The 16,799-nt window shown below is 73.6% G+C and carries 20 protein-coding genes and 1 pseudogene; 11 read left to right on the top strand and 10 right to left on the bottom strand.

The window, feature by feature from the left end; translation table 11 throughout:
• Window positions 1-125 precede the first annotated feature (125 nt).
• Entirely contained in the window at window positions 126-1,031 is a 906-nt protein-coding gene (locus ACZ4K2_RS03260; RefSeq protein ID WP_467469938.1) for a LysR family transcriptional regulator, read from the bottom strand.
• 119 nt (window positions 1,032-1,150) lie between these two features.
• Here ACZ4K2_RS03260 and ACZ4K2_RS03255 point away from each other — a divergent pair, with 119 nt between their 5' ends.
• The gene (locus ACZ4K2_RS03255) at window positions 1,151-1,642 is read left to right on the top strand and encodes an allene oxide cyclase barrel-like domain-containing protein (RefSeq protein ID WP_467469936.1); all 492 of its coding nucleotides are present in this window, start codon (window positions 1,151-1,153) and stop codon (window positions 1,640-1,642) included.
• Window positions 1,643-1,702: 60 nt separating this feature from the next.
• Here the strand turns inward: ACZ4K2_RS03255 and ACZ4K2_RS03250 are convergent, their stop codons facing one another.
• Complete coding sequence (locus ACZ4K2_RS03250) at window positions 1,703-2,374, bottom strand: GntR family transcriptional regulator (protein ID WP_467469934.1); 672 nt, start codon at window positions 2,372-2,374, stop codon at window positions 1,703-1,705.
• 270 nt (window positions 2,375-2,644) lie between these two features.
• Here ACZ4K2_RS03250 and ACZ4K2_RS03245 point away from each other — a divergent pair, with 270 nt between their 5' ends.
• The 3 genes from ACZ4K2_RS03245 to ACZ4K2_RS03235 all read left to right on the top strand — a co-directional run bounded on the left by ACZ4K2_RS03245 (window position 2,645) and on the right by ACZ4K2_RS03235 (window position 4,845).
• Window positions 2,645-3,067, top strand: a complete 423-nt coding sequence (locus tag ACZ4K2_RS03245; protein ID WP_467469932.1) for a VOC family protein — start codon at window positions 2,645-2,647, stop codon at window positions 3,065-3,067.
• A gap of 11 nt (window positions 3,068-3,078) precedes the next feature.
• Entirely contained in the window at window positions 3,079-3,825 is a 747-nt protein-coding gene (locus ACZ4K2_RS03240) for an SDR family NAD(P)-dependent oxidoreductase (RefSeq protein WP_467469930.1), read from the top strand.
• A 132-nt stretch (window positions 3,826-3,957) separates the two neighbouring features.
• Window positions 3,958-4,845: a prohibitin family protein gene (locus ACZ4K2_RS03235; protein WP_467469928.1), complete on the top strand. Its 888-nt coding sequence runs from the start codon at window positions 3,958-3,960 to the stop codon at window positions 4,843-4,845.
• A gap of 39 nt (window positions 4,846-4,884) precedes the next feature.
• On the opposite strand, the gene ACZ4K2_RS03230 is transcribed toward ACZ4K2_RS03235, so the two are convergent.
• Window positions 4,885-5,220, bottom strand: a complete 336-nt coding sequence (locus tag ACZ4K2_RS03230; RefSeq protein WP_467469926.1) for a hypothetical protein — start codon at window positions 5,218-5,220, stop codon at window positions 4,885-4,887.
• A gap of 206 nt (window positions 5,221-5,426) precedes the next feature.
• On the opposite strand from ACZ4K2_RS03230, the gene ACZ4K2_RS03225 reads away from it, so the two are divergent.
• Window positions 5,427-5,960, top strand: coding sequence for a 2'-5' RNA ligase family protein (locus ACZ4K2_RS03225; RefSeq protein WP_467469924.1), 534 nt, complete (start codon window positions 5,427-5,429; stop codon window positions 5,958-5,960).
• A 131-nt stretch (window positions 5,961-6,091) separates the two neighbouring features.
• Entirely contained in the window at window positions 6,092-6,697 is a 606-nt protein-coding gene (locus ACZ4K2_RS03220; protein WP_467469923.1) for a LysE family translocator, read from the top strand.
• A gap of 211 nt (window positions 6,698-6,908) precedes the next feature.
• On the opposite strand, the gene ACZ4K2_RS03215 is transcribed toward ACZ4K2_RS03220, so the two are convergent.
• Complete coding sequence (locus ACZ4K2_RS03215) at window positions 6,909-7,925, bottom strand: zinc-dependent alcohol dehydrogenase family protein (protein ID WP_467469921.1); 1,017 nt, start codon at window positions 7,923-7,925, stop codon at window positions 6,909-6,911.
• Window positions 7,926-8,153: 228 nt separating this feature from the next.
• On the opposite strand from ACZ4K2_RS03215, the pseudogene ACZ4K2_RS03210 reads away from it, so the two are divergent.
• A pseudogene (locus ACZ4K2_RS03210) lies at window positions 8,154-8,813 on the top strand (helix-turn-helix transcriptional regulator); the annotation flags it as partial.
• On the opposite strand, the gene ACZ4K2_RS03205 reads toward ACZ4K2_RS03210, so the two are convergent.
• On the bottom strand, window positions 8,808-9,566 hold the full coding sequence (locus tag ACZ4K2_RS03205) for an SAM-dependent methyltransferase (RefSeq protein ID WP_467470467.1): 759 nt from the start codon (window positions 9,564-9,566) through the stop codon (window positions 8,808-8,810). The pseudogene ACZ4K2_RS03210 and the gene ACZ4K2_RS03205 sit on opposite strands and share 6 nt — an antisense overlap.
• 415 nt (window positions 9,567-9,981) lie before the next feature.
• On the opposite strand from ACZ4K2_RS03205, the gene ACZ4K2_RS03200 reads away from it, so the two are divergent.
• The 4 genes from ACZ4K2_RS03200 to ACZ4K2_RS03185 all read left to right on the top strand — a co-directional run bounded on the left by ACZ4K2_RS03200 (window position 9,982) and on the right by ACZ4K2_RS03185 (window position 12,897).
• Window positions 9,982-10,179, top strand: a complete 198-nt coding sequence (locus ACZ4K2_RS03200) for a hypothetical protein (RefSeq protein WP_467469919.1) — start codon at window positions 9,982-9,984, stop codon at window positions 10,177-10,179.
• Window positions 10,180-10,250: 71 nt separating this feature from the next.
• Window positions 10,251-10,772, top strand: coding sequence for an RNA polymerase sigma factor (locus tag ACZ4K2_RS03195; protein ID WP_467469917.1), 522 nt, complete (start codon window positions 10,251-10,253; stop codon window positions 10,770-10,772).
• A complete protein-coding gene (locus ACZ4K2_RS03190) occupies window positions 10,772-11,479 on the top strand; it encodes a glycoprotein (RefSeq protein WP_467469915.1) in 708 nt (235 codons plus the stop codon). The genes ACZ4K2_RS03195 and ACZ4K2_RS03190 overlap by 1 nt, the downstream gene beginning before the upstream one ends.
• A gap of 236 nt (window positions 11,480-11,715) precedes the next feature.
• A complete protein-coding gene (locus ACZ4K2_RS03185) occupies window positions 11,716-12,897 on the top strand; it encodes a Cmx/CmrA family chloramphenicol efflux MFS transporter (protein ID WP_467469913.1) in 1,182 nt (393 codons plus the stop codon).
• 114 nt (window positions 12,898-13,011) lie between these two features.
• Here ACZ4K2_RS03185 and tatC read toward each other — a convergent pair whose 3' ends face one another.
• From tatC to ACZ4K2_RS03160, 5 genes are all read right to left on the bottom strand, one after another.
• On the bottom strand, window positions 13,012-13,782 hold the full coding sequence (tatC, locus tag ACZ4K2_RS03180) for a twin-arginine translocase subunit TatC (RefSeq protein WP_467470466.1): 771 nt from the start codon (window positions 13,780-13,782) through the stop codon (window positions 13,012-13,014).
• Between the two features lie 103 nt (window positions 13,783-13,885).
• Window positions 13,886-14,176: a Sec-independent protein translocase subunit TatA gene (gene tatA / locus ACZ4K2_RS03175; RefSeq protein ID WP_467469911.1), complete on the bottom strand. Its 291-nt coding sequence runs from the start codon at window positions 14,174-14,176 to the stop codon at window positions 13,886-13,888.
• A 310-nt stretch (window positions 14,177-14,486) separates the two neighbouring features.
• Window positions 14,487-14,927, bottom strand: a complete 441-nt coding sequence (locus tag ACZ4K2_RS03170; protein WP_467469909.1) for a hypothetical protein — start codon at window positions 14,925-14,927, stop codon at window positions 14,487-14,489.
• On the bottom strand, window positions 14,924-15,352 hold the full coding sequence (locus ACZ4K2_RS03165) for an ATP-binding protein (protein WP_467469907.1): 429 nt from the start codon (window positions 15,350-15,352) through the stop codon (window positions 14,924-14,926). Before ACZ4K2_RS03165 ends, ACZ4K2_RS03170 begins: the two co-directional genes overlap by 4 nt.
• A 624-nt stretch (window positions 15,353-15,976) precedes the next feature.
• On the bottom strand, window positions 15,977-16,774 hold the full coding sequence (locus ACZ4K2_RS03160) for an anti-sigma factor family protein (protein ID WP_467469905.1): 798 nt from the start codon (window positions 16,772-16,774) through the stop codon (window positions 15,977-15,979).
• Between the last annotated feature and the right edge of the window lie 25 nt (window positions 16,775-16,799).

The following is a 16,799-nucleotide window of genomic DNA, read 5'->3' as shown; positions in this document are numbered from 1 at the left end:
CCGATTCTGTTCGTTTCCGGCGGATTTGTCCGCACTTCTCTATATGTCAATGGTCAAGCCGATGTGTTCGATTCGAGGTATTCGCCGGTTAGGCGATACGTGTGATCATTGTGAGTTCGAACATGCTAACGGAGTACGTTTCGGGCCGGTTCATCGCTGTCCCAATTCCAGCCGGTGAGGGTGGCGCGCAGCAGCCGGGCGGCGGGGGACAGGTGGCTGCCCGCACCCCAGTACAGGGTCACCGTGCGCCGGCAGTCGGGGCTGTCGACGGGGACCCAGACCACCGGGATCCCCGCGGCCTTGCGGCGGGCGAAGGAAGGGACGAGGCCGATGCCGAGCCCCGCGCCGATCAGGTCCGCGATGGCGCCGTGTTCGTCGCTCTCGCAGACGATCTTCGGGGTGAGTCCCCGCGCGGCGAAGAGCCGGTCGAGCAGCCGGCGCAGCCAGTGCCCCTCGCGGGCCGTGACGAAGGGCTGCCCGGCGAGTTCGTGGACGCCCACGGACGTACGCCGCGCGAGCGGATGGCCGCGCGGCACCGCCACGCCCACCGCCTCGTCGAACAATTCCGCCGTCTTGAGGCCCTCGGCGTCGACCGGCTGTGAGGCGACGCACAGGTCGACCCGCCGGGCCCGCAGGCTGCGGACCATCTCCTCGGCCGGCGACCAGTGCAGTGCGAGTTCGACGGCGGGATGGGCGGACCGGTAGGCCGCCAGCGGCCCGGTGAGGGTGAGGAAGGTCTCCGACGCCAGGCGTACGGTGCCCAGTCCCTCGTCGGCGGACTCGGCGACGGCGCGCTGTCCGGCCCGGAGTTCACCGAGGGCGCGCTCGACGTGATCGCGGAAGAGTTTCCCCGCGTCGTTCAGCCGCAGCCGGCCGCTCCGGTCGAACAGCGGCGCGCCGAGTTCCTTCTCCAGCCGGGCGATGGTCCGGCTGAGTGACGGCTGCGCGACGCGCAGTTCTTCGGCCGCGCGGCTGAGGTGCTCCAGCCGTGCGACCACCAGGAACTGTCCGAGCGAGTTCAGCCTCATCATGCCCCGCACATCATGACGTCATAGCGATATTGATCTTAGACAGCATAACTCCCGGGCCATAGCTTCGAGTTGTCGGCCGGGACAGCACCGGCCGGTCCATCGCATCGAGGAGGTCCGCCATGGTCGTCAAGGGTCGGCGCGCAGCGCGTACGAAGCTGGTCGTCGTGGCACTGGTCACCGCCGTGGCCGGAGTCTGCGCAGTGGGCAGCGCGAACGCCGGCACCCCGGAGGGGCGCGGTCCCGAAGTACTGGAACTGAAGATCCGCAACGATCAGTACGCGGCTGCCGATCTCGGCCCGGCGGGGCCGAGCCTGGGCGACCTGGACGTCTACTCGGGCACCGCCCTGAGGGACGGCCGGGTGGTCGGGCACGGGGGCGGATCGTGCCAGGTCGTCCGCCTCGACGGCGCGCGGCGTACGACGCAGTGCCTGATCACGATCGAACTCGAACGCGGCTCCCTGACGATGCAGTCGCTCTGGACCAGCGGCACGGACGCGCTCGACATGGCCGTCACCGGGGGCACGGGCGCCTACGCCGGCGCACGGGGCACGGCCCGCTACTGGGACATCGCGACGCCCGAGGAGAGGATGCGGGCCGAGATCATCCGCTGACCCGGCCCCCTGGGGCGACCCGCGCTCGGGGCACGCGGGTGTGGGGGAGTGCGGGGCCCGTCATCCGAGGGTGCCGAGGAGCATGCGGCGCGCGCCGTCGACGTGCTCCTCGGCGTAGCGGGCCAGGGCCTGTTCGTCGGCGCCGCGCAGGAGAGCGACCAGCGTCCGGTGCTCCTCGACGACATGGGTGCGGTAGTCGTCGGTGGCGTCGGTGACGCGGCGCAGGTGGAAGAGGCGGATCTGGGAGCGGATGGCGTGCCACGCGGCGGTGAGACGGCCGTTGCCGGCCATGCGGTAGATCTGGTCGTGGAAGGCGATGTCGGCGGCGGCGGGGGCGCTGTTGCCGGCGCCGTCCCGCGCCTGGACCTCCAACGCGGTGACGAGGCGTTCCAGTTCGGCGAAGCCGGCCGGCGTGGCCTCGCGTCGCGCGGTGACCGCGGCGAGGCGGTCCAGGCTCGCCCGCAGCTCGTAGACCTCCCGGACGTCCGAGGCGGTGACCTTTATGACGGTGGTGCTGCGGTGCCAGCCGGTACGCACCAGCCCTTCCGTGTGCAGCAGGGCCAGTCCCTCGCGCACCGAGCCCCGGCTCACCCCGAGCTCGCCCGCCAACTCCACTTCGCGCAGCGGCTCTCCGGGGGCGAAGCGGCCCGTGAAGATGGCCTCCCGTACGAGGTCGGCCGCTTCGTCGGCCAGCCCGCGGCGGGTGGCCTTGGGGAGGGTGGGAGCGCTCACGTTCCCGATGCTGGCATTCCGCCGGTTCGCGCGGCAAGCCCGCTGCGGTGGGCGAAACGGGGGGAGCGGCCCGGTGGTTGGCTCCCCCCGTGAGGGGCCGTCGCGAGGGGAGATGTCGAATGTTGACATGACGGGCCGCCTGACTCAGCCTGGAGGGCGTCCGGCGGTGCCGGCCCGGCGGGACCGCGGACAGGGCCTCCGGCGCGCGGCCGGTCGCCGGATACCGGGCCCGTCCAGGCACTGCCCGCCGCTTCGGAAAGGGACCCGCACATGAGTCCTCGCCCCGCCGTCCACCTCGCGATCCCGGTCGACGACCTCGCCGCCGCCCGTGGCTTCTACGGCCGTGTCCTGGGCCTGGCCGAAGGGCGCTCGACCGGCCACTGGATCGACTGGGACTTCGACGGCCACCAACTGGTGACCCACCTCGCCGACCGCCCGTCGGCTCCCGCGGCCTACAGCTCGGTCGAACGGCACAGCGTGCCCGTACCGCACTTCGGCCTCCTGCTGGCCGTGGACCGCTTCCACGACCTGGCCCGGCGGCTGCGCGACGCCGGGACGGCCTTCGACATCGAGCCCTGCCTGCGCTATCCCGGAGCACCGGCGGAGCAGTGGACCATGTTCCTGCGCGACCCTGCGGGTAACGCACTGGAGTTCAAGGCGTTCACCGACGAGTCGGCGGTGTTCGCGCGGTGAGGGGCGTCCTGGTGACCGGGGCCTCGCGCGGTATCGGGCGGGCCGTCGCGCTCGCCTTCGCCGGCGCGGGCGACCACGTGGCCGTGCACTACGGCTCCCGCCGCGAGGACGCCGAGGAAACCCTGCGCCTGCTGCCCGGCGGCGGTCATGTGCTCGTCCGCGGCGACCTGGGGGAGCCGGGCGCCGCCGCCCAGGTGGCGGCCGACGCGGTCGCCGGACTGGGACACGTGGACGTCCTGGTCAACAACGCCGCCGTGGCACCGGCACCCGCCACGGCCCATCCCGTGGCGAGCGTCCCCCTCGACACGTGGCAGTCGGTCTGGCGCCGCATGCTGGACGTGAACGTGCTGGCGGCCGCCGACCTCACCTGGGCGGTGGCCCGGCACCTCATCGAACGCGGGACCGCGGGCCACGTGGTGAACATCGGCTCGCGCGGAGCGTTCCGCGGGGAGCCGGAACACCCGGCCTACGGCGCGAGCAAGGCCGCGCTGCACGCGTTCGGCCAGTCCATGGCCGTGGCGCTGGCACCCCATCGCATCAGTGTCACCGCGGTGGCCCCCGGCTTCATCGCCACCGAACGCCAGTTGCCGAAACTGGCGGGCGCGGACGGGGAGGCCCTGCGTGACCAGAGCCCCTACGGCCGGGTCGGCACCCCCGAGGAGGTCGCGGCCGCCGTACGCTACCTGGCGTCCGAAGAGGCGAACTGGGCCTCGGGAACGATCCTCGACCTGAACGGCGCCTCACACCTGCGCACGTGACGCCTCCGGAGCCGTCGGAAGCATTGGTTTCCGATTCAAGCTCCGTATGGACCGCGCGACACCTGAGATCGCTACGATGCGCCCGGGCCCGCGCCCCGGGCGGTGCGGGCACGTTCTCGGAGGGGGATCCCAGTGTTCGTGCTGTCCATCGTGCTGCTCATAGCCGCGGCGGTGCTCTTTTTCATCGGCCGCGGCCGTCCCGGGGAGCGCTGGCGGCTCGGGGCGGCCCTCAGCGCCGTCGCGGGCGTGCTCGCCGCCGCCTTCGCCTGCGTCCATGTCGTGAGCGCCTCCGAGGTCGGCGTGCCGGTCACCTTCGGGCGGATCGGCTCGCCGCTGACCTCAGGCATCCACTTCACGTCGCCGTTCACCGAGGTCACGTCCTTCTCCACCCGCCCGGTGGACCTCGACCTCAACGCCAAGGACACGGTCGAGGTCCGTTCCTCGCAGGGCGGTGTGCTCTACGCGGACGTGACCGTCAAGTGGGCCGTGGTGCCGGCCAAGGCGGTGGAGCTGTACCGGCTGGCGGGCAGCGGGGAGGCCGTCGAGGAACGGCTGGTGCTGCCGGACAGCCGCGAGATCATCCGCAACGTCTTCGCCAGGCACACCAGCGAGGAGGGCTACGCCTCCGCCCGTGAACGGATCGGCGCCGAGATCGCCGGTCTCGTCAAGGCGCGGCTGGCACCGCGGGGGATCGACGTGACCACCGTCAACCTGCGCAACGTCAGGCCGTCGGAGAAGCTCCAGGAGCAGATAGACAAGAAGATCCAGCAGGAGCAGGCCACGGAGCGGGCCACCGAGGCGACGCGCACGGCCAAGGCGGATGCGGAGCGCAAGCGCATCGAGGCGGAGGGCACCGCCGCCGCCAACAAGATCATCGAGCGGTCGCTGAGCGAGAAGGTGCTGTACAACCAGTGCCTGGAGGCGTACAGGGAAGTCGCGAAGGCCCACCCGGTGTACGCGGTCCCGTGCGGCACGGACGCGAAGGGCACCCCGGTCATCGTGGACAGCGGCAAGAACTGACGCGAGGAGGACCGCGGCCGTCCGGGTGAGCCGCCGGTGTCACTCGGGCGCGATGGAGAAGCTGCGCCACAGGCCGGTGGACCGGACGACCTCGTCGGAGGCGGTCGAGTCCAGGTAGACGCTCTGCCCGCCCGGCGGCACCTTGCAGTCGGGTGTCGTGTACAGGAGCAGCCGGCTCTCGCTGTAGTTGGCGACCCGGGTCACGCCCTCACGGAAGCGGTGGCACCCCTTGTTCGACGGGTTCGAGAGGGTCTCCACGTGCCGGGCACCGTTGTGCGCGACGATCTGCCCGTTCACGTGGTCCTCGCAGGCGGTGAGTGCCAGGCCGAGCACCGCGACGCCGGTGAGCACGGCCATGGTCCGAGAAGCGGGCATCGAACCTCCTGGGCCCAGGGACGAGGCGGTACCTGTGAAGTCGCCCTGCTCACCACTATCGGCCAGAGCGGGCGGACGCGCCCGGTGAGGGCGCCCGAGCCGGCTCCCGGCGCCGCACCGGCCCTGGTCCACGCCTCGCGGACCGCTCCCCGCGTGCGGGCCCGGCCGGCGGTGGCGGCACGGGCCGGCGCCGGTAGGCTGCGGCGGTGCGCACGGTCGAACTCCTGCTGGACGAGACGGCAGAGCGAGTGGTCCGGGATGCCTGGCGGCGGCTCGCGGACGCGGGGCTGCCCAGCCAGGCGCGCCACCGCTCGCCCACCAACAGCCCGCACCTCACCCTGGCCGCCTGCCCGGAGCTGACCGCACCGATCCGCTGGGAGCTGGCCGAGGTGGCAGCCGACCTGCCGCTGCCGGTGCGGTTCACCGGCGTGGTCCGCTTCGAGCGGCCCACCTCGGTGCTGGCCTGGGCACTGGAACTCGACGCCGCGCTGGCCGGCCTGCACCGCAAGGTGTGGGAGGCGGTGGCCTCGGACAGCCCGCCCGCGACCCTCAACCCCTTCCACGCACCCGGCCGCTGGAGCCCGCACGTCACCCTCGGCCGGACCCGGCGGGCCGGTGCCTTCGCCGACCGGCGGGTCCCCGAACTGCTGCCGGCGCCCCCGCTGTCGGTCCGGCTCACCACCCTGCGCAGCTACGACACCCTGACCGGCGCCCTCGAAGTGCTGGGGCCCCGTCCCTGAGGCACCCCCGCCCTCGGTCGCGCGCGGGCCCCTCGGCTCTTATGGACCGATCGTCCCGGTGTGCTTTGGCCCTGTCCGCAGGACCATGGCCCGGGCAGGGTGAAAGGACCTTGAACTCCGCGGAGGTCTCCTTGAGCATCGCGTTCCTGCTGACCACCCTGGTCGTGGTGGTCACCCCCGGCACCGGTGTGGTGTACACCCTGGCCGCCGGGCTGTCCCACGGCCGCCGGGCGAGCGTGGTCGCCGCGTTCGGCTGCACCCTCGGCATCGTGCCGCACCTGGTGGCGACGATCACCGGCCTCGCCGCGCTGCTGCACACCAGCGTCCTCGTCTACCAGGTGGTGAAGTACCTCGGCGTCGGCTACCTCCTGTACATGGCGTGGGCGACGCTCCGCGACAAGGAGGCGCTGACCGTCGAGGAGGGAGCCGAACCGCGGCCGGCGGGCCGTGTGATCGCGTCCGGGGTGCTGATCAACCTCCTCAACCCCAAGCTCACGATGTTCTTCGTCGCGTTCCTGCCGCAGTTCGTACCCGCCGACGAGTCCGGGTCCCTCGGCACGATGCTCCGCCTCAGCGCCGTCTTCATGGCGCTGAGCTTCGTCGTCTTCGCCGCGTACGGCATGTGCGCCGCCGCCGTGCGCCACCGGGTGCTGGCCCGGCCGCGGGTGATGACGGGCATCCGCCGGGTGTTCGCCGCCTGCTTCGTGGGCCTGAGCGCGTGGCTGGCGGCCGCGTGAGACGGCGTGCTCCCGTCGCGCAGCCCCTGCGCGACGGCCGCGCCGTCGGCCGGTGGCCGGGGCCGCGGCGTCCTCCTCCGGGGCGGCACCGGGGCCGCGGCGACGGCGTCGGCGCAGACGTCGCCGGTGAAGCAGCCGGCGGGGCCCTTCACGGTGTCGATCGAGCCGCGGGTGATCTGCAGGGGTGTTCCTCGTGCGGTAGGCGGGCGGGTCAGGGCTTGAGGAGGGACTTGACGGCGCGCCGCTCGTCCATGGCCGCGTAGCCCTCGGCGACCTGGTCCAGGGGGAGGGTGAGGTCGAAGACCTTGCCGGGGTCGATCCGCCCCGCGAGGACGCGGCCGATGAGGTCGGGCAGGTAGCGGCGTACGGGGGCGGGACCGCCGCGCAGGCCGACGTGGGAGAAGAACAGCTCCGGCCCGTCGACGGCGACCTCGTGGGGGACGCCGACGAAGCCGACGTTGCCGCCCGGGCGGGCCGAGCGCAGGGCCTGCCGCATGGCCTGGGCGGTGCCGACGCACTCCAGGACGGAGTCCGCGCCGATCCCGTCGGTCAGGTCCTTGATCCGGGCCACGCCCTCGTCGCCGCGCTCGGTGACGATGTCGGTGGCGCCGAACTCGCGGGCCAGCCGCTGCCGGGTCTCGTGGCGGCTCATGGCGATGATCCGCTCCGCGCCGCGCTCCTTCGCGGCGATCACGGCGCACAGGCCGACCGCGCCGTCGCCGACGACCACGGCGGTGGAGCCGGGCTTCACCTCGGCGGCGTCCGCGGCCCACCAGCCGGTGCCCATGACGTCGGAGACGGCCAGCAGGCCGGGCCAGAACTCCTCGTCCGGCACCTCGTCCGTGGCGACCAGGGTGCCCTGGGCGTCGGGGATGCGGATGCGGTCGGCCTGGCAGGTGCTCATGAACTCGCGCCGCAGGCAGTTGGACTGGAAGCCGTTGCGGCAGTTCGGGCAGGTGTTGTCCGAGGTGGCGAAGGAGCCGACGACGAACTGGCCCGGCCTGACCGAGGTGACCTCGCTGCCGGCCTCCTCCACGAAGCCGACGTACTCGTGGCCCATCGGATGCGGATCGCCCACCGGCTCCAGGCCGCGGTAGGACCACAGGTCGGAACCGCACACACAGGTCACGGCCGTACGGATGATCGCGTCGGTGGGGTGCAGGAGCTTCGGATCGTCCAGGGTCTCGAAGCGGATGTCGCCGGGGGCGTGTATCACTGCTCCGCGCATGAGAAGGGTTCCTTTGCGTCGCGTTGTGCCGCCGGGCGCGAGGCGCCGGGCGTCCGGGGCCGCCGCCGGGTGCGGGGCCGGTGCGCGCTTGCCGCCCCGTCGTGAAGGCCGGGCGGTGAGCACCACGTCATCCAGGTATCCCGCTCCCGGCGCACGGAACGAGTCACCTGCGACGGGTGTGCCGGCAGCACGTCCCTGCGGCCGCGGACAGGACGTACCGCCGAAGGCGTGGACAACCGGGCAGAGGTCCGCGAGTTCCTCACCTCGCGGCGCGCGAAGACCACCCCGGAGCGGGCGGGACTGCCCTCCGGCAGCCGCCGGCGCGTGCCCGGATCTGCGGCGCAGCGAGGTCGCCGCCCTGGCCGACGTGAGCGTGGAGTACTGCGCCAGGCTGGAGGGCGGCCACCTCGCCGGTGTCTCCCCGGCCGCCCCCGAAGCCGTCGCCCGCGCCCTCCGGCTCGACGACGCCGAACGCGCCCACCTGCTGAACCTGGCGCAGGCCGCCGACGGCTCCGACGCCCTCACCCGTCCCCGCCGCCGCACCGCCCGGCCATGGATTCCGCACCGCAGCCTGCCATGGGTGCTGGACGCCATGACCGAGGGCCCGGCCTTCGTCCGCAACGGCCGCACGGACATCCTCGCCGCCAACCGGCTGGCCCGCGCCTTCTACTCCGACGTCTACGCGGCGGCCGGCAACCAGGCGAACCTTGGCCGGTTCAACTTCCTCGACCCCGCCTCGCGCCGCTTCTACCCGGACCGGGACGAGGCCGCGGACGTCGCCGTCGCCATCCCGCGCACCGAGCCGGCCGCGACCCCCATGACAAGGACCCGCACGACCCCGTCGGCGGGCTGTCCACCCGCGGCGAAGACGCCCGTGCGCGCTCAGGGCTTGCGGGCCGCGGCGCCGTAGCAGGCCGCTTCGGCGTCGGTGAACGTCGCGTGCGCCTCGTCCGGGTCGGGGCGCCAGCGCAGGATGGGCCGGATGCCCGGGTCGAGCAGCTCCCAGCCGTCGAAGAACCGCGCGATCTCGTCGCGGCTGCGGGGCTGGAGAGGGGTGCCGGCCTGCCGGTAGGTGGCGGTGACGCGGGCGATGGCCTCGGCGTCGAAGTCGGGTGTGGCGTGGCTGACGACCAGGACGCTGCCGGCGGGCAGGGCGTCCTTCAGGGCCTTGACGATGCCGTGGGCGTCGTGGTCCTCGTCGGTCACGAAGTGCAGCAGGGCGTTGAGGCTGAGGGCGATGGGCCGGCCGAAGTCGAGGGTGGCGCGCAGGGTGGGGTGCGCGAGCAGGGCGTCGGGGTCGGTGACGTCGGCCTGCACGTAGGCGGTCGCGCCGTCGGGGTGGCTGTGCAGCAGGGCCCGGGCGTGCGTGAGGACGATCGGGTCGTTGTCGGTGTAGACGACACGGGCCCGGTGGATGACGCTCTGGGCGACCTCGTGGAGGTTGGGGGAGGTCGGGATGCCGGTGCCGATGTCCCAGAACTGGTCGATGCCCAGCCGGGCGAGGTGGCGTGTGGAGCGGCGCATGAACGCCCGGTTGCTGCGGGCGGCGATGAGGGTGGCGGGGAAGGCGGAGATCGCCCGGGCCGCGGCCTCGCGGTCGGCGGGGAAGTTGGTGATCCCGCCCAGGAAGTAGTCGTACATGCGGGCCGAGTGCGGCCTGTCCAGCTGAAGGTCGACCACGTCGCCGCCTTCTCGCACGCTGCCGTTCTCGTCCACGCCCGCCCCCGGTTCGGCCCGCTACCCCTGCGCGACGGTACGCCACGGTGCGCCACCCGCCGCGACCCCGAGCTTCCTCTTCCGTCGACCGCGGGACAACCAGGAGATCGGCCAGTGTCCACCCTTCCGCTTCGGAAGGACCGGAAGGAGTGAATGTCGCCCACGGATCCCACGGCAGTACGGGTGAGTAACTACGTTGTTGCCCTCCGCTAGAAATTTCGCGCATGTCTTGCACGAGACGACTGTTACTCCGGTTGGCTGATGAGTGGGAAATCGCATTTCCCACACCGACGCCGCCTCGACCCGGCGTGGTGCGGTGCGCAATCGAACTAGGACGCCAGTGGACATCGATCTGGTCACCATGGTGGTCTGGCCGACCGTCGCCCGGATCTTCGTGCCCGACCTGTGCGGAGCCGGCCGCCGACTCCTCGCGGCCGCCGTGTGCGCGGGAGGACGCCACCAGCACCCCCGGAGCACTCCTCCCGCCCCCGCGGCCCCCTTCCCCCTCGACGCCGTCACCCAGGAGGGCGAGGCGTGAAACACCCGCCCCGGCACGGCTCCCACAGGCGCCACGCCGGATCACCACCCGCCCGGACCGGACGGCTGGCATTGACCTTCGAAGCCTTCCACGCCTACCACCGCAAGCTCTGGATGCGCTTCGCCCACACCCAGGTCGGCAGCCGCCCAGCCGCCGAGACCGTCGTCGACGCCGCCTGCGTCCGCCTGAAGCGGACCTGGCACCACGTCCTGCTCCAGGAGTCCGTCCCGCGCTACGCGTGGACGGTCCTGAAGGAGGAGGTGCACCGGTGGCTCGCCGAACGCGGCCTGGAACCGCAGGTCGGCGACGCCGCCTACCGCACCGCGGTGCAGAAGCTGCTGCTGCACGAGATGCGCGACGAACTGCGCGTCATCTCCCAGGAGATAGGCCTCTACGCCGCCATCTCCACCCTCCCCGAGCGCCAGTACGACGTGGTCGTGCTGCGCTTCCTGCTCGGCAAGGGGGAGACGGAGGTCGCCGAGTACCTCGGCATCGACGCCGCCACGGTGCGGTCCCACGTCCGCCACGCCCGGCGCTCGCTCGCCAGACAACTGCACATGCCGTATCAGGACGACAAGGAGCAGGAGAAGTAGTGGCCCGCACCGACCACGAAGCCGCCGCCGACATCACCACCGCCCTGGCGAGTGCCGAGGCACTCACCGGCACGTACCAGGAGTACGACACCGAGGGCGCGTTACGGCGCGTCACCGCCCTGGCCGAATCCCAGTCCCGGGACCCCGCCGCGGCCCGCCTCCCCGCTCCCTACCCCACCATCCACGAACAGGCCGCGCACGACCTCGACCTCGCCGCCAGCCTCGTCGTGGACGCCCCCCAGGCCCACCGCAGCCTCAGCCGGCTGCTCGACGCCGACCTCGTCGAACCCGAAGGCGCCCTCGTCTTCGCCGCCCTCCTCCACCTCGCCGGGCACGCCGAATCCGCCCAGTTCTGGTTCGAGTTCGCCGCCGGGGCCGGCAGCCGCACCGCAGCGTTCTGCCTCGTCCTCCTGCACCAGCAACGCTCCGAACACCGCACCGCCGCCTACTGGCGCGCCCAGTTGGGCGAGGACGCCCCCGGGCCGGCCCGGCCGTCCACCGCGGCGGCCCAGTCGGCCCCCCTGCTGCCCGACAACGTCCGCCGCGACCTGATCACCCTGTGCTGGCAGGGCCGCCGGCCACATCTGCCGCCCCGCCTCCGGGCCGTCCTGCACAGCCTCCCCGTCGAGCCCTTCGACGAGGACTTCGGCGAGATCTCCCGCCCCGACCACACCCTCACCCGCCTCCCCGCGCTCACCACCGGATGACCCGGCGCTGCCCGGTCAAGAACCCGCACGGCGGCCCCCGTTGGGGTAGCGTGCGGGTCATGTCGAGTCCCGAGTCGGACGAGGTGGGGGCTTTCGGTCACGCCGTCAGCCCCCTGCACCGCTGAACCCACCGCCGCGTCGGCGCACCGCGCTCGCGGTCCAAGGCGTGCGTTCACGGGGCTGGCCGCGGTGACGAGATTCCCCTCTCGTACCTCTCCTCGGCCCGGAGCCACTCGATGCCCCTTCCGCTGTACCTGCTCGCCCTGGCCGTCTTCACCATGGGCACCTCCGAGTTCATGCTCGCCGGCCTGCTGCCGGACATCGCCGCGGACCTCGACGTCTCCGTCGGGACCGCGGGCACGCTCACCTCCGCCTTCGCGATCGGGATGATCGTCGGCGCCCCGCTCATGGCAGCGCTCACCCGCCGCAGGCCGGGCCGGACGAGCCTGTTCGGCTGCGTCGCCGTGTTCTCGGCAGCCCACGTCGTCGGCGCCGCCACCCCGAGCTTCCCGGTGCTGTGCGCGACACGGGTGGTCGCGGCCCTCGCGAACGCCGGGTTCCTCGCCGTCGCCCTGACGACCGCCGCCACGCTGGTCCCCGCCGACAGGAAGGGACGCGCGCTCGCCGTACTGCTCTCCGGCACCACGCTGGCCACGATCGCCGGTGTGCCCGGGGGAGCGGCACTCGGCACGGTGCTGGGCTGGCGGGCCGCGTTCTGGGCCGTGGCCGCGCTCTGCCTGCCCGCCGCCGTCGGCATCCTCACCGGCATTCCCGCCCGTCCGCGGCAGCCGCACGGGACCGGCGGACCGGCCCTGCGCACGGAGATCGCCGAACTCGCGCGCACGCGGCTGCTCCTGGCCATGCTGCTCGGCGCGCTGGTGAACGCGGCGACCTTCGCCGGCGTCACCTTCCTCGCCCCGGTCGTCACCGGCGCGGCCGGACTGGGCGAACTCTGGGTACCCGTGGCCCTGGTGCTCTTCGGCGCCGGTTCCCTCCTCGGCGTCACCGTCGCCGGCCGCCTGTCCGACCGGCGCCCCGGCCTGCTCGTCGCGGTCACCGGCCCGCTGCTGCTCGCCGGCTGGCCCGCCCTGGCCCTGCTGGCCGCCCGGCCCCCCGCGCTGCTCGCCCTCGTCCTCGTCCAGGGCGCGCTGTCCTTCGCGCTCGGCAGCACGCTGATCACGCGGATCCTCTACGAGGCCGGGGGAGCCCCCACCATGGCCGGCTCCTACGCGACCGCCGCGCTGAACGCCGGCGCCGCCGCCGGTCCCCTCGTCGCCGCGGCCACCCTGGACACGGCGGCCGGAGACCTGGGCCCGCTGTGGACGAGCGGGCTCCTCGTCGCGGTCGCCCTGCTCGTGGCGGCCGCCTTCCGCGGTGTGCTCACGCACGGCGGAAGCGGCGGGGCGCCGCCCCGGTGACCCACCGGCCCGCGGCCCGCGATCCGTGCGCGGGCCGCGGGCCACGGCCGGGCCGCCGCCGACGTGTCCGCCGGCCCCGGCGACGGGCAGGGCCCGGGAAGCGGCTCCGGCGGCTCAGATCCGCTCCTCCCGCAGGGCCTTGCGGCGGTCACCGAGGAGCGAGAGGGCGACGGCGGCGAAGTAGAGCGCCCAGATCGGCGCGGCCAGCGCCAGCATGGTCAGCGGGTCCGTGCTCGGCGTCGCCACCGCCGCGAAGGCCGTGATCCCCACGACCATGGCGCGCCACCGGCCCAGCATCCGCCGCCCGGACAGCACTCCCGTGCGGTTCAGCATCACCAGCAGCAGCGGCATCTCGAAGGAGAGGCCGAAGACGACCACCATGCGGGTGACGAGGTCGAGCAGGTCGTCCAGCGGCAGCAGGTTGTCCACCCCGTGCGGGGTGAAGCCGATCAGCACCCTCGCGGTCCTGGGCAGCACCTTGTAGGCGAAGAGGGCGCCGCCGAGGAACAGCGGGACGCCCGCGCCGACGAACGCGTAGGCGTACTTCCGCTCGCGTCGGTGCAGGCCGGGGGCGACGAACGCCCACAACTGGTACAGCCACACCGGGGAGGCCAGCACGACGCCGGCCACCAGGGAGACCTTCAGCGCCAGGGTGAAGGGCGCGAGCAGGCCGTTGATCGTGATGCGCGCGCAGGTGGTGTGCGCTGGCCGCGCGGCCAGCTCGGCGAAGGACGTCGGGCAGCCGACCGAGTCCAGTACCGGCCTGGTGAAGAAGTCGATGATCTCCTTGTAGGAGAAGGCCGCGACGACCGTGACGACCAGGATGGCAAGGACGGCCTTGGCGAGCCGGTTGCGGAGTTCACGAAGGTGCTCCGCGAGGGGCATGCGCCCCTCGGGATCCTTCTTCTTGCTGCGGACCGACTGGGACACGCCACGTCCTCATCTCGTGCGGGCAGGGGCAGGGGCCGGGGGCGCGGGAGGGCCGGGGTCAGTCCCGGTGACCGGCCGTGCCGTCCGTGGGCGCGGTGCGGGCGGCGGCGCCTTCGGGGGCGCCCGGGGCCGTCCGCGGCCCCGGGGCGGGCCCGGGCTCGGCCGCGGGCTCGGGGTGCGCTCCGTCCGAGGCGCCGTCGTCCTTCAGCGCCTTGGTCTCGCTCTTCAGGATCCGCATGGACTTGCCCAGCGCCCGGGCGGTGTCGGGCAGCCTCTTCGAACCGAAGATCATGACCACCACCGCGACCAGGATCAGCAGGTGCCAGGGTTCCAGTGCGTTGCGGAACATCGTCACACCACCCCCTCGGAGTTCCGGCCGTGCTCCGCCCGCGCCGGATGCCCGGCCGGCGGAAGGGGCCGAGGTGTCCGGGCCGGGTGGACACCCGCTCGCCGTCCCTGGGGGCGACCGTGTTCCGGCGGCTGGAAGGACCGGCGGATTCTCGCGTGCGGCCGCGGTGTGTTCACCGGCTTCGCCCGGCGTGCCGGTTCCGGTGGCCGGCCGGCTGCCGTGAGGTCGTGCCGGATGCCGATGTCGTTGCTGTTCATGCGTCCTTCTCCTGGTCGGTTCGGAGGTGGCTCCGGGGCGGGCCGGAGCCGGTTCAGGTTCCGGGGCGCCCGGCAGCCGTCCAGGCGGCGTACTCCTGGCGGACGTAGAGCCGGTGGCCCGGGGCGGGCGTGAGCGTGTCGGGGCGGTGCGGTCCGGCCACCAGGCCGGGGTGGCGGCGGTCGTACAGGACGAGTTGTGCGGCCGTTTCCGCGGCGGCCGCGACCGGTCCGGGGCCGGGGACGGTGAAGGCCAGCCGGTCCATGAGGGCGGCCCGGCGGAGCAGCCGGGCGCGTTCGGCTGCCGTCGCGTCGGCCCGGGGACCGGTGCCGGGCCCGGCCCGGCGGCCGTCCCCTTCGGCTTCGAGGGCGAGCACCTGGTGCATCTCGCGGCGCAGGTCCGGCGCCTGCGCGTACGCCTCGTGCGGGGACGGGACGCCGATGCCCTCGCCGTTGTCCTGGGGGAGGGGGACGCGCGGCCCGGTCGTGCCGGTCATGAGGAGCACCTCAGGCAGGCGCGGACCTCACGGCCACCGCGTGTCTGGTGGGCCTCGGTCGACTGGGCGAGGCACTGGACGATGCCGGTGCCGCGGCCGTGTTCGTCGGAGGCGATGTCGGGGCGGTGGCGCTCCACCGCCATGCCGGAGTCGGTGACCACGATGTGCAGCGTGCCGTCGTCGAGGACGAGGCGCACGGTCATGCGCTCCCGGCCGTACCGCGCCGCGTTGGCGGCGAGTTCGTCGACGATGAGGACGGCGGAGTCCCGCTCGCTCGCGGGCACCCGCCAGGCATCCAGCAGATCGGCCGTGAAGTGACGGACGGCGCAGACGTGCGCCTCCTGCGCGGGCAGGGTGAGCTGCGCCTCGTGGCGGCAGGGCCGGCCGAGCAGGGAACCGGGGCGGGGGGAGTCGGTCACGAGCATGGTCTTCTGGCTCTTCTGTGCGTGTGCGGAGACCGGAGGGGTGGACCACCGGCAGACTTTCGGGTTGTCGGCGGGCCGGGTCCTGCATGGGCGCGCTCATCTGGTTTCACGGGCGGCGCGTGGTGAACGGTTCGAGGTGTTCGCCCCTTTTGCTCGACTTCTTGTGGCTCAAGGCGGGGCAGCGGTCCGGGCCGGGCGGCAGGGGAGCGCGTCCGCCACGGACGCACGGCCACCCCGGACGGGCGGTACGGGTGCGTCGCGCCGGCGAGCGGACCGCAGGCCGCCTTCACGCGCGTGGCGCCGGCCGGCCTCGCGGCCGCGCAGGTACCGGTGCCGACGCCCGAGGCCGCCACGCTGATCCTGATCCTCCGGCTGCCGTCGCCGGACGGTCCCACCACCGGCGGAGCCGTGCCGCGCGGGGGGTGCCGGCAGGCGGCACGGCCGTGCCGCGTGGGCGCTGCCGGCCGGCGACGGTGGTCACGCACGCGGCGACGCGGCCGGTGCCATGTGCACCGGCCGCGTCGACGGCCCTGGGCCCGATGTCGTGCGGCCGCTCCGCCGGCCGTGCGGCGGCTCTCGGCGACTCGCCCCGCCGTGCGCTCACCTCCGGCGGCGGGCGTCGGGTCAGGCCCGCATCGTCACCAGCTTCTGGCCGTTGTCTCCGAGGATCTCGAAGCGCTGGATGGACTCGGGGGCCATGGCGACCGTCCCGGGGATCGTGGTGCCGGAGGGATACTTGCCGGCCCACCAGGTGGCGCCGTCCGACCTGGTCCCGTCGGGCCCGACCGCTTGCAGCCGGCAGGTGGTCCCGGGCGGCGCCCCCTTGGCGGACACCTGGAGGACGCTGCCCCAGACGGAGGGCGAGACCTTCACCGAGGCGGAGACTCCGGTGGCGGCGTCGCTTCCGGAGAAGGTGCGCGAGACGGCGGGGGAGGTCGGCGCGGGCGGCGCCGCCACGCTGCCGATGGTGCCGACGGCGGCCAGCCACGTGCCGCCGGCCGCTGCCGCGACGAGTACCACTGAGGCGGCGGCGCCGGCCAGTTGCAGGCGCCAGGTCCGCCGCCGCCGGGTCGCGGCCTGCTGGAGCAGTCCCTCCAGCACACCTCCCTCCGGCATCCGGGACGCGGCGGGCGCGGCGGACTCCGTGGCCCGTTCGGGTGAGGGGCCCCGCACGCTTTCGCCCGCCCGTGCCACCAGCCGGTCGGCCAGGTCCGCGTCGGCCGTCGGCGCCGTCCGGCCCGCGGCTTCCGCCGGGGTGACCGTCGCCAGCAGTGCGGGCAGGCCCGTCAGCTGGGCGTGTTCGGCCTGGCACTCGGTGCAGTGCGCGAGGTGGGCGCGCACCCGCTCCGCCTCCTCCGGGGGCAGTACGCCCAGGACGTACGCCCCCAGCGCCAGCCGGAGATCGTCGTGCTCCGCGCTCATGGTCGCCACCTCCCGCACGCCCCTG

The sequence above is a fragment of the Streptomyces sp. NPDC025833 genome (assembly GCF_055558055.1).
Note: the sequence above shows the minus strand (reverse complement) of the source record. Positions and strands in the feature narration are given on the sequence as shown.